Genomic DNA, 23,939 nt, shown 5'->3' on the forward strand with positions numbered 1-23,939 from the left:
CGCCTCGGGCCGGAGGTGCTCCGGCGGTCGAGCGGCTGGCGTCCCGGGCATGACGATCACCGAGCCCCCGCGCGGTCCCGCCCGCCGTCAGCAGGATGTACCGGCCCGGCTGGAACGGGAGAGGGACATATGGGTGGCCTCGGCGGACGCCGACCGGGTGCCGTGTCTGGTCCCGCCGCGGTTCGTGCGGGACGGCGAGTGCGTGTGGCCGGTTACGCGCCCGGCCAACCCCACCGGCCGCAATCTGCTTGCGGTCCGCCGCACCCGGCTGGCGTTCGGGGACACGCGGGATGTCGTCCTCGTCGACGGCGATGTCGAAGCCTTCTCGGCCGCGGAGGTGCCGGACGCGGCGGCGGAGGCGTTCCGCGCAAAGACGGGCTGGGATCCACGGCGAAGCGCTCAACAGCCATCGGGCGGCGATCGGTCGGCCGTCGGTGGACGACGTCCGCGGCTCCGCCATCACAAGGGCTGGAGGCACTCATGGACACCGGCGAACCGCCTGTGTACGTGGGCTTCGGCAGCATGGCCACACACCCACCGAAGGACATCGCCCAGGTAGCCACTGGAGCGAGCCGCGCGCACGGCCGTCGCGTACTCCTCGCCCGCGGCTCGGCCGACCTGGCCCCGATCGACGACGCCGACGACTGCTTCGTCGGCGGCGAGGTCAACCAGCAGGCAGGCTGGGCATCGGCTCGGCTCGCGGCGGCCCGACGCCGACCTTCGGCTTCCTGTCCGCCGCGCTCACAACGGCCCTGACACCCCAGACCCGCGCACGAGCCAGGGCCGTGGCCGGGACCATCGGCACCGACGGGGCGACGGGGCGACGGGGGACGGTGGCCGCGACTTGCTTCAGGGGTCCTCAGTCGGTGCCACGGTCCATGACGCGGCGGGCGGCCTCCGCCTCCGCAGCCGGAGGGGACAATTCGTCGAGCGTGTCGAGCTCGGCATCCGACTCCAGCTCCCGCTCCCAAGCCGCAGCCAGACGCTCCTGTTCGTCGCGTGGCTTGGCACTGACGACCTTGCGCTGATCCGGGTCCAGAGCCGCCAGGAATCGCCCGACCGAATCTGCCGGCATACCGTGCTCCTCGTCGCTGAAAGGGTGCCGCCGCTCCTGGCCCAGCATGACCAACCGGGCCCGCGCCCAACCACCTGACACGGCCTGCGACCACCCTGATGGCCCTGCTTCTCCCCTTCGCTCACATGGTGTTGGAAGTCCCGCCTGGCAGCGGCGAAAGCTGCAAGGGGCGGTTTCGGCGCCCCAGGGACCCCTTCGGTATCGAGCGCCCACACGGACACCGACCCCGACGCGCGCTTGTTGATGGCCGATCAGGGTTCGGCCCAGCGCTGGACCCGCCACCGTGCCGCGTCGGCGTGCCGAAGGACGGGGCGCCGTTCAGGAGCCAGACGTGTCGGCCGTAGCCAACCGCGACCACCCCGCAGTCCGGACAACCGGCCAGACCGGCGTCAGCCCCAACCGTCCGGCACAACCAGACCCTGTCCACCGCAAACGGCTGGTACAGCCAGCGACCTTTATGGCTTGCGCTTGTGTGGGGGCGATGAGGCTGCGACCTGCTAGGACGGGGTGCAGAGGCGATCGGAGTGCTCCACCGCCCAGGCCAGCAGCTCCTGGGCCTCGTCCTTCACCCGGTCCAGGCCCGCCACCTTCAGGGCGGGTGCCGTGCGCTTGAGGCCGATGACGTTCGTCGTCGGCGACATCTGAGGGCGCCGCTGAAGGGCCGCGACCCGCTCGGCGATGCCGACCAGGCCGGGGCGCAGCAGGGGCTCACCGCCGGTGAAGCGGACCTCCGTGATGCCCAGCGACGTCACTGCGATGTGGATCAGGCGGACCATCTCGTCCTCGTCGTCCGTGAGCAGGTCGGGCTTGGCCGGCCGGTCCCCCCTGTGCGCAGGCCGACCGGCTGACCCCACCGGCCCACGCCCGCGCGTGCGGCCACCTCGTCGAGGGTGGTCCGACCGCCGTCCCGGCTCCGGACCAGCGGTCGATGAATCGGCCCCGTGCCCTGGGACAGAGGCAGACCGGTTGCGTGGTTGGTGTCGGCGACGACCTCCGCGGTGATGGAGGCAGCGGTCTCCTCGGGGGTGCGGGCACCGAGGTCGAGACCGATCGGTGAGCGCAGCCGGGCGAGCTGTTCCTCGGGCACACCGGCCTCGCGCAGGAGGCGCAGGCGTTCGTCGTGGGTGCGCCGGGAGCCCATCGCGCCGACGTAGCCGACCGGGAGGTCGAGCGCCAGGCGTAGCAGCGGGATGTCGAACTTGGCGTCGTGGGTGAGGACGCAGACGGCGGTCCGGCAGCCGGACGGGGGGACCGACTGCCGGACGAGCATGGAGCACCCCGGGCGGCCGGGCCGCTCCTGGTGGCCCGGGCGCCCCGGTTCAGAGCAACGTCTCGGCGGTGATGGGCAGTTCGCGGATGCGGCGGCCGGTGGCGTTGAAGACCACGTTGGCGATGGCGGACGCCACCCCGACCTGGACGATCTCTCCTACCCCCTTGACGCCGAGCGGGTCGGCCTGCATGTCCTCGCCCTCCAGGTAGATCGCCTCGAGTTCGGGGATGTCGGCGTTGACCGGGACCAGGTAGCCGGCGAGGTCGGCGTTGACGATCCGGCCGTCACGGTGGTCGGTGACCGTGTGCTCCAGCAGCGCCTGACCGATGCCGCCGACCATGCCGCCCAGCGCCTGGCTGTCGGCGAGCTTGGGGCTGACGATGCGGCCACAGTCGTAGAGACCAAGCATCCGCCGCACCCGCACCAGACCCAGCGTCGTATCCACCCCGACCTCGGTGAAGACCGCGCCGTAGGAGTAAGTAGGAGTAATACGAGTGTCGCTCGGGGTCCGGCGGCCCTGCGTACGAGCCGTCCGCCTGGAGGTGGGTGAGGTTGTTGCGGGCCAGCAGCCGCTGATAGGTCTCGCCACAGGCGGGGTTGCCCTGCACGTGCAGCCGCCCGCTGCGCACGACGACGTCCTCGGCCTTGACGCCGTACAGCGGTGACTCCTCGTCCTCGACGGCCAGTTCCATCGCCTGCCGACGGACCTTGTCGCAGGCGTCGAGGGTGGCGGTGCCCACGCTCGCCAGGGTCATCGAGCCGCCGTGCGGCGGGGTCTGCGGGTAGCGGGAGTCGCCGAGCCGGAAGTCGACCTCGCGCGTGACGAGCCCGAGCGCGTCGGCGGCGACCTGGGTCTGGGAGGTGTAGGCGCCCGGACCCAGGTCGCTGGAGGCGGCCTCGACCACCGCGGTGCCGTCGGCGTCCAGGCGGACCCGGGCCTGCGCCGGCATGCGCCCGGGGTCGTACACGGCCGCCGCCATGCCCAGACCGATCAGCCAGTCGCCGTCGCGCGTCGAGCGGGGCTGCTGGTTGCAGCCGGTTCCAGCCGAACTCGCGGGCGCCCACGGCGTAGCACTCGCGCAGCCGACGGGTGGACCAGGGCAGCCCGTTCGACTCGTCCTCGGCCGGCTCGTTGCGCAGGCGCAGCTCGATCGGGTCGATACGGAGCCGGTGCGCGAGTTCGTCCATGGCCGACTCGATGGCGAAGGACGCGTTCGCGAAGCCCGGACCGCGCATCCAGATCGGGGTGTTCACGTCCAGGGGCACCTTCCGGTACGCCTGGCTGACGTTGGGCGTGCTGGAGAACATCTGGCCGGCGAGCATGATGGCCTCGTCGAACGTCTCGTACGACGAGGTCTCCGCGTCGATCTCGTGGACCGTGGCCCTCAGGCGGCCCCGCCGGTCGCTGCCCAGCCGCAGCCGGTACTCGTACGAGGGCCGGAACCCGGTACCGAAGTACATCTGCTTACGGCTCAGGGCCACCTTGACGGGACGTTTCGTCTCACGGGCGGCCAGCGCGGCGACGACCGTGTGCGGCCAGCAGCGCAGCCCGCTGCCGAAACCGCCCCGACGAAGGGGTTGATGACCCGCACGGACTCCATGGGCAGGTCGAACACCGTGGAGAGTTCGGTCTGGGTGCCCACCACCCACTGCGTCTTGTCCCACACGGTCAGCTTGTCGCCGTCCCAGCGGGCGATCGTGGCGTGCGTCTCCATCGGGTTGTGGTGGTTGCGCGCCATGCGGTACGTCAGGTCCATCCGCACCGCCGAGTCGCGCAGACCGGCTTCGGCGTCACCGCGCGCGCACGTGGTCGGCTCATCCGCCTTGGCGTCCTTGGCGTCGGCCAGGTCGGTCGAGGGCTGCTGTGCGTCGTGGCGGACCTCGACCAGGCTCACGCCGTGCTGCGCGGCCTCACGGGTGTCGACGCCGGTGATACGGCCCCGGCCGATGCTCGCGTCGACGATCACGGCGTGCAGCACCCCGTCGACGTCGAACTCGGCGGCGTACTGCGCCTCGCCCGTGACCTTCAGCCGCCCGTCCACCCGGGACAGCGGCGCACCCACGGCTGCCTGCGGCTGCGGACTCACTTGGTACCTCCTACGACGCGCAGCTGACGTTCGACGGTCCGCTTGAGCACCTCGACCTTGAACCGGTTGCCCTCCAGCGGGCGGGCCCCCTGCGCCGCCTGCTCGGCGGCGGCCGTCCACAGGGCGTCCGAGGGGCGTTCACCGACGGGGGCTCGCTCGACGGCGGGCAGCTTCCACGGCACGGTGCCCACTCCCCCGGCGGCGACCTTGGCCTCGCGGATCACCCCGCCGCGTACATGCAGCGCGACGGCCGCCGAGGTCAGCGCGAACTCGTACGACTGGCGGTCGCGCACCTTCAGATAGCCGGACTTCAGCGGACGCGGAAGAGCGGGGATCTCCACCGCCGTGATCAACTCGCCCCGGCGGATCGCCTGTTCACGGTGGGGAGTGCTCCCGGGCCGCAGCAGGAAGTCGGCGAACGGGACACGACGTTCCCCGTCCGGGCCCAGCAGATGCACGGTCGCCTCCAGTGCGGCGAAGGCCACGGCCACGTCGGAGGCGTGGGTGGCCACGCAGGAGTCGGAGGTGCCGAGGATGGCGTGCATACGGTTGAAGCCGTGCAGCGCGGCACAGCCCGAGCCGGGCTCGCGCTTGTTGCAGTCGGCGGTCACGTCACGGAAGTACTGCACCGGGTGCGCTGCATGATGTTGCCGCCGATGGTCGCCATGTTCCGCAACTGGGCCGAGGCGCTCAGCTCCAGCGCCTCGGAGATGACCGGGAACAAGGAGCGCACCTTGGGGTGGGCGGCGGTCTGGGACATGGACACCAGCGCGCCGATGCGCAGGCCCCCGCGCTCGGTGACGGTGACCTCGCGCAGCGGCAGGTCGCTGATGTCGACCAGGGTCTCGGGGCGCTCAACGGTCGCGCGCATCGGGTCGACGAGGGTGGTGCCACCGGCGATGTAACGGCCGCCACGGCGACCGGCGTTGAGGGCCTCACGGGTGCTCGTGGCCTTGGTGAAGGAGAAGGGATGCATCGGTCCTCACTTCCGGCCGGCGGTCTGCTCGACCGCACGCACGATCTTCACGTAACAGCCGCAGCGGCAGAGGTCGCTGCTCATCCACTCCGGATCTCCTCCGCCGAGCCGGTGTGGCCCTCCTGGATGCAGCCGACCCCGGACATGATCTGTCCGGGCGTGCAGTAGCCGCACTGGAACGCGTCCTCGTCGATGAACGCCTGCTGCAGCGGGTGCAGTTCGTCGCCCTCGGCCAGGCCCTCGATCGTGGTGACCTCGGCGCCCTCCAGACGCACCGCCAGCGTCAAGCAGGAGTTGACCCGACGCCCGTCGACCAGCACCGTGCATGCCCCGCAGTCACCGGCGTTGCACGCCTTCTTCGAGCCGTCAGGCCCAAGTGCTAGCGCAGCAGATCCAGCAGCGAGGTGCGGTTGTCCACCGTCACCGTCCGCCGGGTGCCGTTGACCGTCAGGGAGACGCGGCTCTCAGGCGGGGCCTCGGCGGCGGCCACCTCGTCGTCGACGAGCAGAGTGCCTCCGATCACACCGCCCGCGACGACGGCACCACCGACCGCGGTCGTGGCGGCGATGAAGGTGCGCCGGGTGGCCGCCGAGGAGGGCTCGTCGACTCCGGTGGGGGGAGGAACGGAGGACTCTGCGAGTTCCAGTGGACATACGTACGCCTTCACATCACGGACGGATCAGCCGCGCACAGGGCACTGCGGCAGCTCAAGCGGGAAGTCGTGCAGTACGGACGTGATCGAGCTGCGGGTCTTACGCAACCGCCTCGGTCGTGTATGGAGAAGGTCGTGTTTATGGGGGGCATAAACTCAACCCCCTTTTCTGGGCAGGCTCACGACTACCGTCTGGGGCCATGGCTCCCTGACCCTGACCCGGTGGCCGAGCCGACAGCCGCTCGGAGATCCACTTCCTCGCCGGCGCGGGGCCAAGAACACCCAGCCTCGCATCACGCATGCGTTCGGTGAGGGGGAGGAAATCAAAGAGGCAGGGAACCAGGCCGAGTTGCGTGGGCGACGATTCGCCATGGAGCTGGTACAGCGACCGACCAGCCACGGGTCGATGCATCCTCGCGCCGAACCATCGGTCGAGGAACTTGCGCTGCCCGGTGGCGGCCGCTCCTTGAACACCTTGAGTTCGCGTCGAGTTCCCCGCAGTTCCGCGACGCCTCCGGCGGCCGACGTCGGCAGCCCGCGACCCGACACCGGCAGCCCTGATCGCCGGTCCGCCACCTCGGCGCGCGGGCGCCGCAACCGGTGAGCGGCATAGGATCCAACGCGAAACGACAGAACCATTGACCTGCGATTGCCACAGCTCTACCTTCTGACCGACTCACCGAACTCTGTCCGACATCTCGGACACAGGTACTGGCCGTCCATGGCCTGTCCCCGCCGGGCCCTCTCTCACCGATCGCCCGTTTCCCTGCCGCATGTCTCCTTTGGAGAGCCGATGACCACAAATCCCCGGCACGACTCCCAGCCGTCGCGTCGACGTTTCCTCGGCATGGCCGCCGGAGTTCCGCTGGCGGCCATGACCGCCCACCTGACCATCGGGTCCGGCACCGCCCACGCGGCGGACTCCGCATACGTGATGGGCTACTTCACCGAGTCCCCGGGCGGGCTCGGCACCGACTACGGCCTGCACCTGGCCGTCAGCACGGACGGCCTGCAGTGGATGCCGCTGAACCAGAACAACCCCGTGGTCACCCCTACCGAGGGGGCCGGGGGACTGCGTGACCCGTTCATCATGCGCAAGCAGGACGGCACCTTCGTCGTGCTCGCCACCGACCTCAAGGGCACCGACTGGAGCTACAACAGCCAGTACATCCACGTCTGGGACTCCGCCGACCTGCGCTCCTTCACCGGTTACCGGCGGCTGAAGCTCCATGACATGGTCACCCACAGCTGGGCGCCGGAAGCGTACTGGGACGCGGGCCGCGGGAAGTACGCGATCCTCTACTCGTCGGTGAACTCCAGCGGCCACAACGTGATCATGGTGAACTACACCACCGACTTCCGCACCGCGTCCGCACCTCAGGTCTTCTTCGACCCCGGCTACGACGTCATCGACGCGCACATGGTCGTCGGCGTGGGCGGCGTCAACTACATGTACTTCAAGAACAACGGACGCCAGCAGCTGGTCGGTACGAGGTCCACCTCGCTCAATCCCGGAAGCTTCACCGTCTTCGGCACACCGGTCTCCCACGGCGGCACCGAAGCCCCGACGATCGTGAAGTCCCTGGCCTCGAACACCTGGTACATGTGGGGCGACACGTACACCCCCAACGGCATCTTCTACGCCTGGCAGACCACCGACCTCGCCGCCGGTACCTGGACCGAACTCAACCAGCGCGACTACACGCAGCCGCTCAACTCCAAGCACAACACCATCGAGACGATCACCTCGGCCGAGTACGACAACCTCGTCGCCCGCTGGGGCAAGCCCGCCTGGAACCGGCTGAAGTCCTACAACTTCCCCAACCGCTACGTGCGGCACGCCGACTTCACCGCCCGGATCGCCCCGTACCCGTTCGACCCGTTCGCGGATGCGCAGTGGAAGCTCGTGCCGGGGCTCGCCGACAGCTCCGGGGTTTCCTTCCAGTCGGTCAACTACCCCGACCGCTACCTGCGGCACTCCGCCTACGTACTCAGGCTGGACGGCAACGACGGCACCAGCACGTTCGCCGAGGACGCCACCTTCCACAGGACGGCGGGCCTGGCCGACGCCACCTGGACGTCCTTCCGGTCCCACAACTTCCCGGCCCGCTACATCAGGCACAGCGACTACGCCCTGCGGATCGACCCGATCTCCACCGCCACGGACCGGGCCGACGCCTCCTTCTCCGTCGTCCACTGACGCGCCACGGAGGGTCAGCTTTCTCACCCCCTGCATCGGAGATGCCGCATATCGCACATCGTTGCCAGAAGTTGGGCCAGAGGCATCACCGCCCGGGTCCTCGCCGTCGGACTCGTCGTCGCGGGTCTGGCGGGCCTCGACCGGCAGGAGCCGCCCTCGCCCCTGGCCGCCGAACCGGCCGCCGTGAGCACCAGTCCATCGGCGTCGTACCGCCGCCGATGGACTGGGCGTCCTGGAACAGCTTCGTCAGCAGCATCGACCGCAACGTCATCAAGCGGCAGGCCGACGTCTGGTGTCCTCCGGGACGGCCGACGCGGGCTACATGTACGTCAACCTCGACGACGGCTGGTGGCAGGGGCGGCGCGAGCGAACGGCAACATCGTCGTGGACGAGAACCTGTGGCCCGGCGGCTCGACTGGTGCGGCGGGCGGGCCGAGGGTCTGGACCAGGAGACGACGTACCAGCAGATGGCCGCCGCGAACAAGGCGGCGTCGGCGGTCACCGGCCGCAAGCTGGTGCTGTCGTTCTGCGAGTGGGGCACCGGGCTGCCGTGGAACTGGGCCACCGGTTACGGCGACCTGTGGCGCACCAGCCACGACGTGCTGTTCTACAAGGAGACGCCGGGCCTGACGAGGATGTACCGCAACTTCCGCCGCGCGCAACCGGCTGCACATGAGCCTGTGGTCGATCGCCGGTACCCCGCTGCTCGCGGGCAACAACGTGGCCACGATGACCACCGAGACCCGTGACATCCTCACCAACCCGGAGGTCCTCGCCATCAACCAGGACCCGCGCGGTCTGCAGGGCGTCAAGGTCGCCGAGGACACCCGGGGGCTTCAGGTGTACGGCAAGGTGCTCTCCGGCACCGGCAAGCGCGCGGTGATGCTGTTCAACCGCACCGGCTCCGCCGCGAACATCACCGTCCGCTGGGCCGACCTCGGTCTGACGACCGCCTCCGCCGCCGTACGCAACGCCTGGACCCGCGCCGACGCCGGATCGTTCGCCACCGGCTGCACCACCTCCGTCCGGGCGAACGACGCGATCCTGCTGACCGTCTCCGGCGCCGAGGCGTCCGGCTCGACGTACGAGAACACCACCGCCACCACCCCGACGTTCAGCAACGTCACCGCCTCCGCCGCGGGCACGAAACTGGTGGACATCACCTACGCCAACGGCGGTACCACGGCGCGTAGGGCCACCATCCAGGTGAGCGGCCAGTTCACCGGTGGTGGGTCTGCGATGACGCTCCGCTGCACCCAGACGCAGCGGTCGACCGCCACGGCAACGCCACGCCCGAAACGGGAGCGTGCAAGGAGATCAGCACCGGCCCCGGAACGGTGTCTCGTGCGGCGATCAGGGCGCTGCGGATGGCGGCGACCGAGGCGCGGGCCAGTACCGAGGCATGGAACTCGCGTCGGGCGGGCCGCGTCCGCCCGCAACCGCGGCGTCGCACCCGCCTCCTTGGCCCCGGACACCGCACCTCCTCGCCCGCCGTCCAGATCACGCCGTCCGCCCCCCACCGGCTCGCCCCGCACCGGACGGGTCAGCCAACGTGGAACACGGACTCAAGTCCGTCGGTCTGCACGGTGATGCCCAGACCCGGGCCGGTCGGCGCCGCACCGCGCCCGTGCCGGGAGCGCGGCTGGTGTCCGGCGACGTGTCCGTCGGTCCAGTCGTTCATGAACGAGGCGTTCTGGAAGTTCTCCGGCCTGGTGCTCGCCGCCAGGTGGCTCACCGCCGCGCTGACGACGTCGCCGCCCCAGGTGTCCTCGACCGAGACCATCAGGTCGAGGTCCTGCATGAGGTCACGCATGCGTGCCGCCTGGGTCAGCCCACCCACCCGGCTGATCTTGATGTTGATGGACACCGCGCCCGCCTCGGACTTCGCGCGGAAGACGTCGGTCACGGTGAGGATGGACTCGTCGAGCACCAGCGGAAGGCTGGAGTGACGCATCGCGAAGACGCAGTCGTCGGTCTCGCGGCACGGCTGCTCGACGAGCACCGGAAGGTCGGCCATGGCCGACACGGCGATCTGGGCCGCTCGCAGGTTCCAGCCGCCGTTCGCGTCGGCCACCACCAGGGTGTCGGGCGCGGCCGCGGCGACGACGGCGCGCGTGCGGTCGGCGTCCTCCCGGGGATCGTTGCCGACCTTGAGCTGGAAGCGCTGGATACCGGCCTCCTCGCGGCGGACCACGAAGGCGGCCATCTCCTCCGCGGAGGTAAGGGGAACCGCCTCGTAGAGCGGGAAGTCCTCCCGCAGCACACCGCCGAGCAGTGCGGCGACCGGCTTTCCGCAGGCCTTGCCGAGCAGGTCCCAGCACGCGACGTCGACGGCGGCCTTGGCGTAACCGCCGCCGAGGAGGACGCCGTCCAGGGTGCGGCGGATCGCGGACAGGTTGGTCGGGTCCTGGCCCAGGAGCGACGGGGCCATCGTGTGCAGGGCCGCGCGTACCTCGGCCCAGTGGGTGGGCAGATACCGGTTGCCGAGGGGGGTGATCTCACCCCAGCCTTCCGGACCCTCGTCGGTGCGCAGGCGTACCAGCGTGCCGATCTCGGAGGTTGCCGCGCGGCCGCCCGACATGACGTACTCGCCATGGGCGTAGCGCAGGTTGTAGCCGAAGCAGTCGACGCCGACCACCTTCATACCGTCATCCTCTCTCTTCGCCTGTCGGCGACAGCCGGAGAGTACGTCGTCTCTCCGGCTGTCGGACCGAGCTTTGCCCGCGCGTCCTGGTCAGCCGATCAGGCGCGGCTCTCCGACCTCGGCGGCACTGGCTTCCAGACCGTGCCTGGTGAGGATCTTCGCGAGTTCGCCGCTGCTCCGCAGGGCCGCGATGTCCTCGTTGACGGCCTTCAGCAGGTCCTCGTGCCCCTTGGGCATCGGGAAGGTGGACTGGGCGGCCTCGACGGAGGCGGCGACCTTGTCGAAGGGCTCGGCCTTCTCGACCTTCAGCTTCTTTCCCTTGGTCGTGTACACGGCGGAGCCATAGCTGTCGACGCACACGTCGAGGCGGCCGGCCTGGAGATCCTGGTAGCAGTTGACGCCCGAGGCGTAGGTCTTCAGCTTGCTGCCGAGGTAGTCCTTCAGGTCCGCGACCCACAGGTAGCCCTCCACGGTCCCGACGGTGAGTCCCTTGGACTTCAGGTCCGGGATGGTGGTCACGCCCTGCTCCGACACGAGCGCCATGTCGTCCAGGTAGATCGGGTCGGACAGGTCAAGGATCTTCGCCCGCTCCGCGGTGCGGTACCAGTCTCCGGCCGCCAGATCGGCCCGCCCGGCCTGCGCGGTCGGGATGACGGCGGCGGCGCCCGCGGCCTTGACGGACAGGGTGAGGCATTCCATCTTCGCGATCGCCTTGAGGATGTCCCCGTCGACGCCGGTGAGGTCGTTGCCCTCGACCTTGCTGAAGGGCGGGATGTCGAAGCTCACCACGGAGAGGGTGCCTTCTGTCATGGTCTTGAACTGGTGCTTGGGCGTGCAGCCGTCGCTGACAGTGGTCGTGGACGACTCGCCTCCGCAGCCCGAGAGGGCGGCCACGGCCAGGAGCGTGACGGCGGCCATGGCTGCGGGGAACTTGCTGTTCATGGTTCTCCTTGGTGTTCTGTGTCCGGGCGTACGGGCTCGCGTCCCTGTCCCGGGGTCGATGAGGCGCCGCTCTTGGTGATCAGTGCGTGGAGCCTGGTGACGTTCCGGCGTCCTGTGCGCCGTATCCGCCGGTGGCCTGCCCGGCGTTCGCGTTCAGCGCGCTCGAAGGCGCCGTGCCGCGGGTAATCGCGGATGCCCCACTCGCCAACGGCAGCCGTCTGCCGTGGCACTGGCCGGGTCCACGCCCACCGCTGCTTCCGGGCGCTCAGACATGCCGGGCCAGACGGCGCTCGACGCGCTCGGACAGCCAGCTGGCGGGGACGGTGATGGAGAGGTACATCAGGCCCGCGAGGGAGAGGACGCTCAGGTACTTGAAGGTGGAGGAGCCGTACGAGTACGCGGCACCCAGCAGTTCGGGCACGGCGATCGAGTAGGCGAGCGAGGTGGCCTGGAAGATCAGGATGGACAGGCCCATCAGGGCGGGGATGGCGACGCGCAGCCCTTGGGGCACCACGATGAAGCGCAGGACGGAGAACCGGCTCATGCCGAGGGCGTCCGCCGCTTCCAGCTGGCCCCGCGGAACGGACTGCAGGCCGCCGCGGATGATCTCGCTCGCGTAGGCGCCGGTGGTCAGGGCCAGGGCGAGGGTCGCGGAGAGGAAGGAGCTCAGGGAAAGCCCCTGTTCGGGCAGGCCGAAGTAGACGATCTGCAGCATCACCAGGGCCGGGGTGCCCCGTCCGATCTCCACGAGCGCGATGACCGTGTAGCGGACCGGCACGAGGCGTGATGCCGACCCCAGTGCCAGCAGCAGGCCCAGCGGCATGCCGAGGGCGAGACTCCCGGCGACCAGCTGGGCGCTGACCTTGAGGCCGTCCCAGAGCTGGGGGAAGGCGTCCGTCCAGTCGGTGAGGAAGCTCATCGGGCCACCCTTCGCTGCAGGCGCCGGTCGAGGGAGCGGGACAGCGCCGCGCACGCCGCCGACAGGACGATGTAGAGGACGGCCGCCACCAGGAACGGCTTGATGGCGTCACCGGTCGTACGGGACTGCTGGTTGGCGAAGAAGAGGATCTCGCCGACCCCGAGGGTGAAGGCCACCGACGAGTCCTTGAACAGGCCGATGCCGTAGGTGGCCGTCGCGGGTACGGAGATCCGGAACACCTGCGGGGCGATGATCTTGCGGACGATCGCCAGGCCGCTCATGCCCAGGGCCCTGGCGGCCTCCCACTGGCCGTGGTGCACCGCGGCGAGCCCGCCACGGTAGATCTCGGCCATGTAGGCGCAGGAGATCAGCCCCATGCCGATGATCGACGCCTGAAGCGGTTCGATGCCGGGCAGCGAGGTGCCCAGGCCGAAGTAGATGATGAACAGCCACACCAGCGGCGGGATGCCCCGGAAGACCTCGATCAGGGAGCGGGACAGGAAGCGGAGCAGCCGCCGGTTCGAAACACGTGCCGCGACGAACGGAAGACCGCCCACGATCCCGATCCCGAGACTCGCGCCCGTCAGCAGCAGGGTCGTCGGCACGCCCTTGAGCACCGTGAGAACCAGGTCAGACCCCATCGCGGTCCACCGCCCTGAGGAACTGCCGGGTCCGCGCGTGCGTCGGTGCCGAGAAGACGTCGGTGGGCCTGCCCTCTTCGATGACGGCTCCGTCGGCCATGACGACGAGGTGGTCGGAGACGTCCCGGGCGAACTCCATCTCATGGGTGACCACCACCATGGTCATGCCGTCGTCGGCGAGTTCCCGCATCACGCTCAGTACCTCGAGGCCCAGCTCGGGGTCGAGGGCGGAGGTGGGCTCGTCGAAGAGCATCACCTCGGGGTCGAGGGCCAGGGCGCGCGCGATGGCGATGCGCTGCTGCTGACCCCCTGAGCAGCGGTTCGGGTACTGGTCGGCCTTGTCCGCGAGGCCCACCCGCTCCAGCAGCGCGAGGCCGCGCTCACGGGCCTGCGCCGCGCTGCGGCCGAGCACCTGCTCCTGAGGGAGTGTGATGTTGCGCAGCACGGTCAGGTGCGGGAAGAGGTTGAACGACTGGAAGACCATGCCCACGACGCTGCGCAGCTTCGCCAGGTCCTTGGACTTGATCCGACTGCCCGCGTCGATGCTCGTGCCGGCGACCACGATGGTGCCGCTGTCGGGCCGTTCGAGCAGGTTGACGCAGCGCAGCAGCGTGCTCTTGCCCGCGCCGCTCGGGCCGATGATGGCGGCGACCTCGCCCTGGGCCACGGACAGCGACACGTTGTCGATGACGGTGTGCTCACCGAATCTCTTCACGACGTTTTCGAGCTCGATGGCCCGCTTCTTGCTTGCCAAGGTTCTTGTCTCCGATGTGGGCCATCCGGTGACCGGTGGCCGGGCCGGCACTGAGTGCGGGCTTGGCGGACAGGCCGAACCACTCGGGCCTGAGGTGTAATACCTCACTGAGCATCGGGGGTGCATCGGGCACTGTCAAGGGTCCGGGCCCGGATAGACATGAGCCTGTGACCGCAGGGCATCGCCCCTGCTCGGGGCCCTGCTGTGCGCTGCGGTCAGGGCGCTCCGCAAGGCAAGCGCGGCGCTCCCCTCCTGCGGGGGAGGCAGGAGGGGAGCGCCGCGCTGATCTCCGAATTCACGGGCCTCCGGGCCGAGTTCGTGCCCCTGGAGGTCCGGATCGGCTCACTCGGCGTTCTGCTCGGCGGCGCCGGTCTTCTCCTTGTCCTTGCGCCAGGCGGCGTAGCCCAGCCAGACCACGGCCAGCACGGTCCCGCCGAAGAGAATCAGCGTCCAGATCAAGGTCTCCGCATCCACGGGTCAGACCTCCTCTTCCTTGTGGGCGGGCGGCTGTTCGCCGTCGACGGCGGTCAGCGGGCTGCGGCGTATCTTCCGTGAGAACAGGTCGTTGAGCAGCAGCATCACGACGAGGACGAGCGTCCACTGCAGCACCATCGTGCCGATGCTGAACGTCTGGAGCGGGTCGTACCAGGTCTGCGATTCATCGGTGACGGACAGGTACATGAACCAGCCGAACACCACGGCGAACATCAGCGGGAACAGTCCGATCAGCACCTTCCACCACGAGCCGACCTTGAAATCGCTCGACAGGTCGAGCGCGCGGCGCGCACGTTCCAGGCCGTAGCGCATCATGGCGATGGCCGCGAACAGGCCGCTGATCAACAGCCCGACACCCCAGACGTTGTCCTGGTTGGTCAGCACATCCAGGTCGAGGGCGGAGGGGATGCCCCCGACGAGTGTGACGAGGACGATCGCGAGGACGGCCGTCCTGCGCTGGACGCCGAAGTCCATCACGTTGCGCACCGCGAGTTCCATCATGGCGATCAGGCTGGACAGACCGGCGAGCACGAGCACGAGGAAGAACAGCGGCGCGAAGATCCAGGTGCCGCCCGGCATCTGACCGAACAGCGCGGCGAGGTAGACGAACATCAGGCCCTGGTCGCCGGCGGAGACCGCCTCCTGCGCGTACTGCGGCGACTGCACCGCGAAGACCGTGCAGATGACCGCGATCCCGGCGAGCAGCGAGGCGAGGTGGTTGCCGGCGACCACGATGCCCGCGTTGAGCGCGAAGTCCTCCTTCTTGCGCATGTACACCGAGTAGGTCAGGTACAGACCCCAGCCCGCACCGGTGGAGAAGGCCATCTGCACGAACGCACCGAGCCACATCTCACCGTCGAGCATCCGGCTCCAGTCGGGCACGAACAGGTAGCGCAGCCCCTCGCCGGCGCCCGACAGGGTCATCGCACGGACCGCGAGCAGTACCAGTACGACGAACAGCACGGGCACGGTGACCTTCAGAACGGCCTCCAGGCCGCCCTTCAGGCCGCGGATCACCACGAAGCCGACGAGGAAAGCGGCGATCACGTGGAACAGGATCGTCTGCGCCGGACTGGCGACGAAGCCGTCCCAGAGACCCTGGGTCTGCTCCCTGCCCACGCCCGAGGAGAACTTGCCGCTCACCGCGTAGACGAAGTAGCGGATCGCCCAGCCGCAGATCACCGTGTAGTAGAAGAGGATGCCGACCGTGACCACGGCCATGAAGCCGCCCATCCAGGCGAACCTGCGGCCCATGAACTCACGGAACGCCCCGATGGTGCCGAGGCGGCTGCGGGACCCTAGCAGCGACTCCGCCATCAGCAGCGGGACCGCCCAGACCAGGTTGGCGAGCACGAGGGCGATGATGAAGACACCGCCACCGCCTGCTCCGACGTCGCGGGGGAATCGCCAAATATTGCCCGTACCGACCGCCATCCCGATGGCGGCGGCCACGAACGCGAAGCGACTGGAGAACACCTCTCGCTTCGCGCCGGATGTCTGACGCGCCATGATCCGGTTCACTCCGTTCAGCCGGTTTGGGGACTACCGCGCCTGACAGGCAGCGCCGCGCTTATGGTCGCCCTCCCCCGCGACGTTGGCACAGCTCGTGTTTCTCGACGCGTGGCCAGTAATGTATTACACCTCAGCCAGCCCTCCGCAAGAGCGGCGCCGAACTTCTCCATCCGCCGGGGTTCGTCACCTTCACGCCGAAAACGCACACCACGACGCTCCCCGGCCGGGAGGCCGACCGCAGGGGCGGTACGGCAGAAGGCCGCGCGTCCGCATCACTGAACAGCGGCGTCCAGGCCGACGCACCGTGCACGTCGTCGGCTTCCGGCCCTCAGGCCACCGAGGCAAAGCGTCCGCCTCGCCGCCGAGCGGCACTCCCCGACCGGCTCCCGGGCGTGTCAGGCGTCGCCTTCCGTCCGGCCGGCCCAGATGCCCCGGCTGTGGGTGAGGTGCTTGCGCATGAGTTCGGCGGTCAGTTCCTCGTCGCCCGCCACGATGGCTTCCACGATGGCGATGTGCTCCTCGCCGGACTGGGTCAGCTCGCCCTGGTCCGCCAGCTTCTGCAAGCCCTCCATCCGCGCCTGGTCGCGCAGCTGGCCGACCATCGCCACGAGGCGGTGGTTGCCCAGCAGCTCCAGCAGGCCGAGGTGGAACTGCCGGTCCAGGTCCAGGAAGGGAACGAGATCTCCCTCGCGTGCGGCCTCGGTGAGCTGCTCGGCGAGCTGTCGGAACCCTGCCACGGGCGCCCGGTCCGCAAGCCCGGCGAGTTCGGCCATGGCCGGGACCTCCAACATGGTCCGCAGCCGGAAGATCTCTTCGAGATCGTGGTCGGTGAGCACCGGAACCCTGAAGCCCCGGTTGCGAATGATCTCCACCATGCCGAGGTTGGCCAGGTCCATGACGGCCTCACGGACCGGCGTGACGGAGACCCCCAGCTCGGAGGCCACGTTGATGACACTCTCGACCTGCCCGGGTTCGATCTGCCCCAGCACGATCCGGGTGCGGAGCGCCTCCCGCGCCTGCTGGCGGAGGCTGACCGACTGGAGCTGCGCACCGCGCGCGGGCGCTGCCGCCGGGCGAGAAGGAGTCATGCCCTATACATAACACGGAACACCCGAGCCGTACGACGCGTGCCCTTGTCGCGAGGCGTAAGGTGTAATACCTTACTCACGCTTTCCCTTGCACGCAGCGATGCGGGAAAGCGCACGCGACAAGAAGTGGGGTGCCATGAAGACCATCACCGTCGGCGAGCGCGAGATTCGCGAGGCCGTCACGATGAGCGAGGTGATCGAGGCCGTACGGCGCGGCTTCGTCGATCTCGCCGGCGGGGAGTTCGAGATGCCCACCCGCACCGCGCTGCGGGACGGGCAGTTCCTGGTGATGTCGGCTCATCACCGGTCGACCGCCTCCGCCATGTTCAAGACGCTGAGCCTGAACTTCGAACGCAAGCCCGCCATCACGGGCACCGTGGTCTGGAGCGAGACCGGCCGCCTGGACCATCTGGTCGCCGACGCCGGGGCGGTGACGGCCCTGCGCACCGGTGCGGTCGTCGGCGTCGCCACCGATCTCCTCGCCCCGCCCGGGGCCGGGCGCCTCACCCTGATCGGCGCCGGCGGACAGGCCCCGGACCAGGTCCGCGCCGTCCATACGGTCCGGCCCCTGCGTCGGCTGACCGTGGTCGACGCCGACCTGGGCCGCGCACAGGCCCTCGTCGAGAAACTGGCACCCGAACTGCCGGGGGTGGAACTCCTCACGGCGACCGACGCGGTGTCGGCGGTCCGGGAGGCCGAGATCGTCTGCTGCGCGACCAACGCGACCAGCCCGCTCTTCCCGGAGTCGGCGCTCCCCGAGCAGGTGCACGTCAACGCCATCGGCGCGTACCGCCCCACCATGCGGGAACTGCCCGACGAACTGCTCGCCGCCGCCACCGTCGTCGTCGACGAACTGGATGCGATCCTGGAGGAGTCCGGCGAGATCATCCACGCCCTCGAAGCCGGGGCCATCACCCGGGACGCCCTCACCGAACTCGGTACCGCGCTGGCCGCCCCCACCGCCGAGTACGGCAAGCGAACCGTGTTCAAGTCCGTCGGTGTCGCCGTACAGGACTGGGCCCTCGCCCGCCTCCTGGCCGACAAGTTCCTCGCCTGATCCGGCAGGGCCGGTCCGCGATCCGCGGGAAGGACAACCATGACAGACAGCGCAGTGATCGTCGGCGCGGGCGTGATCGGGCTGGCCACCGCCCACCGGCTCGCCCAGGACGGCCTGGCCGTCACCGTGGTGGACGCGGCGCGCGCCGGGGCCGCCGGAGCCTCCGTGCACAACGCCGGATGGATCGTTCCGATCATGTCGACTCCCGTGCCCGCGCCCGGGATGCTCGGCAAGGCCCTGCGGTGGATGGCCCGCAGGGACAGCCCCCTGTACGTCCGCCCCTCCCCGCGTCCCGAGCACGTGCGCTTCATGATCAACATGCTGCGCCACTGCAATCCCGAGGCCTTCGCACACGGCGTCGAGGCGCTCACCTCCCTCAACGAACGCACGCTCCAGCTCTTCGACGAGTACGAGAAGGACGGCATACGTTTCGAGCACCACCGCACGGGCCAGCTCCTGGTCTTCACCACCCGGCACACCATGGACGAGTACCGGGCGGCGACGGCACCCATGGAGCGCATCGGCCACACCGCCGTCCCCCTGACCGGCGACGAACTCCGCGACCTCGAACCAGCCCTCGGCAAGCAGGTGCTGACCGGCCTGCACTGCCCGCAGGAACGGCACGTCGACCCCGCGAGTCTGGTCAAGGGCCTGGAAGACCGCTGCCGCGAACTCGGCGTCCGGTTCCTGCACGACAGCCCGGTCACCGGCATCCGGACCCGGGGCCGCACCGTGACCTCGCTGCTCGCCGGAGGCGACGAGGTCCCCGGCGACCTGTTCGTCCTCGCGGCCGGAGTGCACACCGGCCCGCTCTCGCGGCTGGCCGGACACGCCCTGCCCATCCGGCCCGGCAAGGGCTACGGCTTCGACGACACCAGCGGTGCGGTGACACTGCGGCACTCGGTGTACCTGGGCGAGGCGAAGGTGGCCGTCACACCACTCGCGAACCGGGTCCGGTTCGCCGGAACGATGGAGTTCGGCAGCGCCGACGCGACCATCGACCGGCATCGGCTGCGGGGCATCGCCCGGTCCGCCCACACGTACCTGCCGGACTTCCCACTGGAGTCACGACCCCAGGGCTGGACCGGGCTGCGTCCGATGACGCCCGACGGACTGCCGGTCATCGGACCGCTGCCGGGCAAGGACAACGTGCTCGTCGCGAGCGGACACAGCATGCTCGGGGTGACCCTGGCGCCCGTGACGGCGGAGATCATCTCCGCGGAGGTCGTCGGAGGCCGCCAGCAGGCCGACACGGCCCACACGGCTCACCCCTTTGCACCGCAGCGCTTCGCCGCAGGGCGTGGCCGCACAGCGGCAGACGGTTGACGCCTTACGGACCACGGCATGTGGTGGCCCGCGTCGATGCACCGACCGGCGACCGGAGCCGCACTTCAGCCGTTCGAATGCGATCGATTGGAGTTCGTTTGCGATCAAGTGGGATCTGAGTCGTTGACTGCGATCTGAGTCACGGCTGGGGTGGCGATTCCACCATGTCACGGAGGAGACGATGCGCCCCAGCGCGGACCGGGACCTGTCCCCGTACACCGGATGGACCAGGCGGGACTGGACCGATCTCGCCGACCGGATGCTCAAGACCGTCGACCCGTACCGCTCCCCCCGCCGGAGCCCGGGTCGACCTGCCCGGTCCGGCCGGCCGCTACGGTCCGGCCTCCGACGGCCTGGAGGGCTTCGCCCGCAGCTTCCTGCTCGCCGGCTTCCGCGTCGCGGCCGGCGCGGCGCGGATCCCGCGGGCTTGCTGGAGCGCTACGCCGAGGGCCTGACCGCGGGCACCGACCCGCACTCGCCGGAGGCATGGCCCCGCCCGGACGCACTCGATCAGGCCAAGGTCCAGGCCACCAGTGTGGCCCTGGCGCTCCAACTGACAAGGCCCTGACTGTGGGACCGGCTCGACGACTCGGTACGTGAGCGGATCACGCCTCGCTCGGGACGGTCGTGGGGCAGCCCTATCCGCCGATCAACTCGGTCTGGTTCAGGATCGTCGTCGAGTCGTTCCTGCGTGAGGTCGGCGGACCGTGGTCGGCCGGGGACATCGAGGAGGACCTCGCCGTCCACGCCTCGCTGCGCCGGCCCGGCGGCTGGCTCAGCGACGGGCAGGAGCGGGCCTACGACCACTCCACCGGCTGGGCACTGCACCTGTACCCGCTGCTGTGGACCCACCTGTTCGACGTCACCGGCACCCTGTGTCCACGCGCTCTGCGCGACCTGTGGGCCGCCGACCTCGCCCGGTACCTCGACGACGCGGTACGCCTGCTCGGAGCCGACGGCTCCCCGCTGCTGCAGGGGCGCAGCCCGATCTACCGGTTCGCCGCTGCGGCGCCCTTCCGGGTCGGCGCGGTCACCGGGGCCGACGGGCAGCCGCCCGGGCTGGTGCGCCGGGTGGCCAGCGGCATCGTCGGCCACTTCACCGACCACCAAGTCCCCGACGAGACGCGGTCAGCGCGTTGCCGAGGAGGTTCACCAGGATCTGGGTCATTCGGTCGGCGTCGCAGTAAGCGGTGGCGGGCGTGTCCGCGGTGACGGTGAGAGCCACCTGCTGGTCTGCGCACTGATGACGGAGCCGCTGGGCGGTGGGTGTCGCGGCCCGGCGCAAGGCACTGCACGCTGCCGAGCGGTCGGCATACCGGGATGCAGTGGAGCGGCTGTCAGAGCACCGCAGCAATGCGGTGGTGATCGTCCGTGACGGTCCGTCAGGTACTGATCCCGGCACCCCGCCTCCGACGAGATCCCCTCCGCGTGGCACGCCCCGGGCGGTCGCGTCCTCGACCCGGTCACGGGCCGCCCTGACTCCGAATGGCGCGTGGCCACCGACGGTCGGCTGATCCTCATCACCCCATCACCCGCGACCAGGCCCAAGTCGCCGCCGAGACCCGCAGGTTCTTCCACCACCGCCAACGCCGGCCACACATCGTCCGCGGCCACTTCGGCGGACCACACGCCCGCTACATCCTCGACTAGAACCGATTGAGTTTCGGATCAATAGGTGGGGCCACACGTGCCGACGTGCGGCGTTGCCCGCCGCCGACAGGCGAGTTGACGCGACCGAAACCATCGATTGACAGGTACACGTCCGTGCGGCAGCCTATCTGTCATATGTGATCTCCCGCACAACGACCGCATAGTGCGCTGACCCCCTGGGCCTCCCTCGCTCCGGGCGCTTGGGATGCCGACCTGGTTCCGGGATCCACTCGGCCGGTCGAGCGCCGCGTAACGAGTGACGGAAGGTAATGACCCATGCGAAAGCAAACCCTTGTGCCCTCGCCCGGAAGAACGACACTCCGCTCCGCCGCGCCGGGCGTGACAGCCTGCACAACACGCTGCCTCTCCGGTGGCAGCAGCTCCGCTGGTTGCCATCCGGTGCGCCGACGACCTCGGTCACGACCACGCGGATCGCCTTTCGGTCGGCCTCGCCGTTCACCTGACCGGCGGAGCCGCGCCCGGTGGGCGCCTGCCACGCCGGCTACCGCCACGGTCCACTTCGTGGTCGCGCAGGCGCCAACCGGCGGCGGCACCCGCCTGCTCACCGCGACCGGTGCCCGCTCCGTCAACGGCACCAAGGCCACGCCCTCACTGTCGGGCGACCTGTTCGGCGACTGGTGCGAGGAGGTCATCCGGCCGCGCGATGACAACTTCGCGCTGCGCATTCCACAGCACACCGATCCAGACCACCAGGCGGCTGTACACGCTGGTGCACGACCCGCGGTGCCGAGTCGTGACCGCCCGGCAGAACACCGCCTTCAGCCAACCGCCGAACCCGGGCTTGCTCCTCGGCGACGGCATGAGCACACTGCCGCAACCCGACGTCCACGTCCGCTGAACCCCGACAGGGCGGGGCCGGCAACGTGAGCCGGTCCGCCGGCCACGGTCAGGTCCGCGGACAAGCCGGGGACCGCCGAGCACGAACCAGCCGCACCTCACACACGAGTTCATCAATCCGGCGCGATGACGCGTCGACGGCAGAAGTCGAGTATCGGGAGGTAGAACGTGCGCCGGAGCCAAGCGCAGGCCGGCCGGGCCCAGCCCGGCCGGTTACGTCAGATGGTGAAGCGGATCGGGTTCGCGGCCGCGATCGGTCTCGTGATCCTGGCCGTGGTCGCGCCCGGCTCGGCGCCGGCCGCGGAGAGTCCGTATCAGCGGGGCCCGGATCCGACCCGGGAAAGTGTCGCCGCCTCGCGCGGCACCTTTGCGACAGCGGAGGTGAGCGTGCCGGCGGGCAACGGCTTCGGCGGCGGCGTGATCTACTACCCGACGGACACCAGCCAAGGCACGTTCGGCGGAGTCGCGATCGTGCCCGGTTACACCGCTACGTGGGCGGCTGAAGGCGCGTGGATGGGGCACTGGCTGGCGTCGTTCGGGTTCGTCGTGATCGGGATCGACACGATCAACCGCAACGACTGGGACACCGCCCGGGGCACCCAGCTGCTGGCTGCGCTCGACTACCTGACTCAGCGCAGCTCGGTGCGGAACCGGGTGGACGCCAACCGTCTGGCGGTGATGGGCCATTCGATGGGCGGTGGCGGGGCGATGCATGCGGCTCTGCAGCGGCCGTCGTTGAAGGCCGCAATCGGGCTGGCTCCGTTCAGCCCGTCGCAGAACCTGACGAATATGCGGGTCCCCACCCTGCTGGTGGCCGGGCAGAACGACACGACGACCACCCCGACGAGCATCCTCAACCTCTACAACGGCATTCCGGCTACGACGGAAAAGGCGTATCTCGAACTCACCGGCGCCGGTCACGGCTTCCCGACCTCGGCGAACTCCGTGATGACGCGGAAGGTCATCCCCTGGCTGAAGATCTTCGTCGACCACGACACCCGCTATCACCAGTTTCTGTGCCCGTTGCTGGACTGGACCGGTATCACGGCGTACCGCAGCAGCTGCCCGCTCAACCCGCCGGGCGGACCGACCGGTTCGACGTTCAGCCTGGTTGGTGCCGACTCCGGCAAGTGCGTCGACGTGCCGGGCGCCTCCCGGACCAACGGCACCGGGCTGATCACCTACACCTGCAACGGCGCCTCCAATCAGCGTTGGACCCAGACGGCGGCCAACGAGTTGCGGATCTACGACAACTCCAAGTGCATGGAGGCGGGTACCAGCGCAGGGAGCCGGGCAGTGATCACCTCGTGTACCGGTGGCAACGGCCAGAAGTGGACGTTCAACGCCAACGGCACGATCACGCATGCCCAATCCGGTCTGTGCCTGTATGTGAACGGCGGCAGCACCGCCAACCAAGCCGCCGTCATCGTGTGGACCTGCCACGGTGGCTCCAACCAGGTCTGGACCCGCCAGCCGTAAGAACAACGATGAGTGGATTTCCCAGATTTCCGCAGCCACGGCGGGCTCTTCCTCGGCAACAGCATGAGCACCCGCTGCAACCCGACATCTACGTCCGCTGAACCCCGGTGGGACGGGCCGGCCGGCCCGCCTCACCACGCCACCCCCCACACCCCCTACATCAAGGAGTCCCCATGCCGGTGCAACGACGTACCTTCCTGAGGCTGAGCGCGGTCGGAGCGGCGACCGTGGGAGGCGCATCCCTGCTCGGTACCCGGCAGGCAGGCGCCGCCCCCGTCCGGCCTCTGCGGGACGCGCCGACCACTCCGTTCGCC

19 protein-coding genes and 6 pseudogenes are annotated in these 23,939 nt (G+C 69.6%); 11 read left to right on the plus strand and 14 right to left on the minus strand.

Annotated elements, in window-relative coordinates:
• Window positions 1-480: 480 nt before the first annotated feature.
• Window positions 481-756, plus strand: a complete 276-nt coding sequence (locus KWI83_RS40450) for a hypothetical protein (RefSeq protein WP_218517649.1) — start codon at window positions 481-483, stop codon at window positions 754-756.
• Between the two features lie 103 nt (window positions 757-859).
• Here KWI83_RS40450 and KWI83_RS30725 read toward each other — a convergent pair whose 3' ends face one another.
• From KWI83_RS30725 to KWI83_RS30750, 6 genes and pseudogenes are all read right to left on the minus strand, one after another.
• On the minus strand, window positions 860-1,075 hold the full coding sequence (locus KWI83_RS30725) for a hypothetical protein (RefSeq protein ID WP_218517650.1): 216 nt from the start codon (window positions 1,073-1,075) through the stop codon (window positions 860-862).
• Between the two features lie 566 nt (window positions 1,076-1,641).
• Window positions 1,642-1,887 (minus strand): annotated as a pseudogene (locus KWI83_RS30730) (radical SAM protein); the annotation flags it as partial.
• A gap of 113 nt (window positions 1,888-2,000) precedes the next feature.
• Window positions 2,001-2,345 (minus strand): annotated as a pseudogene (locus KWI83_RS30735) (XdhC family protein); the annotation flags it as partial.
• Window positions 2,346-2,394: 49 nt separating this feature from the next.
• Window positions 2,395-4,432, minus strand: a pseudogene (locus KWI83_RS30740) (xanthine dehydrogenase family protein molybdopterin-binding subunit).
• Window positions 4,429-5,408: pseudogene (locus tag KWI83_RS30745) on the minus strand (xanthine dehydrogenase family protein subunit M). The pseudogenes KWI83_RS30740 and KWI83_RS30745 overlap by 4 nt, the downstream one beginning before the upstream one ends.
• A 6-nt stretch (window positions 5,409-5,414) precedes the next feature.
• A pseudogene (locus KWI83_RS30750) lies at window positions 5,415-6,054 on the minus strand ((2Fe-2S)-binding protein).
• A gap of 799 nt (window positions 6,055-6,853) precedes the next feature.
• Here KWI83_RS30750 and KWI83_RS30755 point away from each other — a divergent pair.
• The 3 genes from KWI83_RS30755 (at window position 6,854) to KWI83_RS39190 (ending at window position 9,850) form a co-directional block, all read left to right on the plus strand.
• A complete protein-coding gene (locus tag KWI83_RS30755; RefSeq protein ID WP_218517651.1) occupies window positions 6,854-8,260 on the plus strand; it encodes a glycoside hydrolase family 43 protein in 1,407 nt (468 codons plus the stop codon).
• 398 nt (window positions 8,261-8,658) lie between these two features.
• Entirely contained in the window at window positions 8,659-9,009 is a 351-nt protein-coding gene (locus tag KWI83_RS39185; RefSeq protein ID WP_256363023.1) for a hypothetical protein, read from the plus strand.
• A complete protein-coding gene (locus KWI83_RS39190; RefSeq protein WP_256363024.1) occupies window positions 8,933-9,850 on the plus strand; it encodes a hypothetical protein in 918 nt (305 codons plus the stop codon). The genes KWI83_RS39185 and KWI83_RS39190 overlap by 77 nt, the downstream gene beginning before the upstream one ends.
• Here KWI83_RS39190 and KWI83_RS30765 read toward each other — a convergent pair.
• The 8 genes from KWI83_RS30765 to KWI83_RS30795 all read right to left on the minus strand — a co-directional run bounded on the left by KWI83_RS30765 (window position 9,804) and on the right by KWI83_RS30795 (window position 17,255).
• Entirely contained in the window at window positions 9,804-10,904 is a 1,101-nt protein-coding gene (locus tag KWI83_RS30765) for a mandelate racemase/muconate lactonizing enzyme family protein (RefSeq protein WP_218517652.1), read from the minus strand. The two genes, KWI83_RS39190 and KWI83_RS30765, sit on opposite strands and share 47 nt — an antisense overlap.
• 90 nt (window positions 10,905-10,994) lie before the next feature.
• On the minus strand, window positions 10,995-11,846 hold the full coding sequence (locus KWI83_RS30770) for an ABC transporter substrate-binding protein (RefSeq protein WP_218517653.1): 852 nt from the start codon (window positions 11,844-11,846) through the stop codon (window positions 10,995-10,997).
• A 265-nt stretch (window positions 11,847-12,111) separates the two neighbouring features.
• The gene (locus KWI83_RS30775) at window positions 12,112-12,765 is read right to left on the minus strand and encodes an amino acid ABC transporter permease (RefSeq protein ID WP_218517654.1); all 654 of its coding nucleotides are present in this window, start codon (window positions 12,763-12,765) and stop codon (window positions 12,112-12,114) included.
• Window positions 12,762-13,406: an amino acid ABC transporter permease gene (locus KWI83_RS30780; RefSeq protein ID WP_218517655.1), complete on the minus strand. Its 645-nt coding sequence runs from the start codon at window positions 13,404-13,406 to the stop codon at window positions 12,762-12,764. The genes KWI83_RS30775 and KWI83_RS30780 overlap by 4 nt, the downstream gene beginning before the upstream one ends.
• A complete protein-coding gene (locus KWI83_RS30785) occupies window positions 13,396-14,160 on the minus strand; it encodes an amino acid ABC transporter ATP-binding protein (protein ID WP_256363025.1) in 765 nt (254 codons plus the stop codon). The genes KWI83_RS30780 and KWI83_RS30785 overlap by 11 nt, the downstream gene beginning before the upstream one ends.
• 342 nt (window positions 14,161-14,502) lie before the next feature.
• Window positions 14,503-14,634 (minus strand): hypothetical protein, encoded by a 132-nt coding sequence (locus tag KWI83_RS39195; protein ID WP_256363026.1) that lies wholly within the window; start codon window positions 14,632-14,634, stop codon window positions 14,503-14,505.
• 3 nt (window positions 14,635-14,637) lie between these two features.
• Window positions 14,638-16,164, minus strand: a complete 1,527-nt coding sequence (locus KWI83_RS30790; RefSeq protein ID WP_218517657.1) for a sodium-dependent transporter — start codon at window positions 16,162-16,164, stop codon at window positions 14,638-14,640.
• A gap of 398 nt (window positions 16,165-16,562) precedes the next feature.
• Entirely contained in the window at window positions 16,563-17,255 is a 693-nt protein-coding gene (locus KWI83_RS30795) for a GntR family transcriptional regulator (protein WP_218517658.1), read from the minus strand.
• A gap of 136 nt (window positions 17,256-17,391) precedes the next feature.
• Here KWI83_RS30795 and KWI83_RS30800 point away from each other — a divergent pair, with 136 nt between their 5' ends.
• The 7 genes and pseudogenes from KWI83_RS30800 (at window position 17,392) to KWI83_RS30820 (ending at window position 23,625) form a co-directional block, all read left to right on the plus strand.
• On the plus strand, window positions 17,392-18,312 hold the full coding sequence (locus KWI83_RS30800; RefSeq protein WP_218517659.1) for an ornithine cyclodeaminase family protein: 921 nt from the start codon (window positions 17,392-17,394) through the stop codon (window positions 18,310-18,312).
• Between the two features lie 39 nt (window positions 18,313-18,351).
• Window positions 18,352-19,638 carry an FAD-binding oxidoreductase gene (locus tag KWI83_RS30805; RefSeq protein ID WP_218517660.1) on the plus strand — a complete coding sequence of 429 codons (1,287 nt, stop codon included), beginning with the start codon at window positions 18,352-18,354 and terminating at the stop codon, window positions 19,636-19,638.
• Window positions 19,639-19,897: 259 nt separating this feature from the next.
• The gene (locus KWI83_RS39200) at window positions 19,898-20,206 is read left to right on the plus strand and encodes a DUF2264 domain-containing protein (protein WP_256363038.1); all 309 of its coding nucleotides are present in this window, start codon (window positions 19,898-19,900) and stop codon (window positions 20,204-20,206) included.
• Window positions 20,207-20,265: 59 nt separating this feature from the next.
• Window positions 20,266-20,850 carry a DUF2264 domain-containing protein gene (locus KWI83_RS39205; RefSeq protein WP_308122269.1) on the plus strand — a complete coding sequence of 195 codons (585 nt, stop codon included), beginning with the start codon at window positions 20,266-20,268 and terminating at the stop codon, window positions 20,848-20,850.
• 714 nt (window positions 20,851-21,564) lie between these two features.
• Window positions 21,565-21,948: pseudogene (locus KWI83_RS40455) on the plus strand (hypothetical protein); the annotation flags it as partial.
• 4 nt (window positions 21,949-21,952) lie between these two features.
• Entirely contained in the window at window positions 21,953-22,147 is a 195-nt protein-coding gene (locus KWI83_RS40460; protein ID WP_374106410.1) for a hypothetical protein, read from the plus strand.
• Window positions 22,148-22,368: 221 nt separating this feature from the next.
• Window positions 22,369-23,625: a ricin-type beta-trefoil lectin domain protein gene (locus KWI83_RS30820; RefSeq protein WP_218517662.1), complete on the plus strand. Its 1,257-nt coding sequence runs from the start codon at window positions 22,369-22,371 to the stop codon at window positions 23,623-23,625.
• Window positions 23,626-23,939 lie beyond the last annotated feature (314 nt).

This window comes from Streptomyces sp. TRM70350, from assembly GCF_019219825.1.
Classification (GTDB): domain Bacteria; phylum Actinomycetota; class Actinomycetes; order Streptomycetales; family Streptomycetaceae; genus Streptomyces.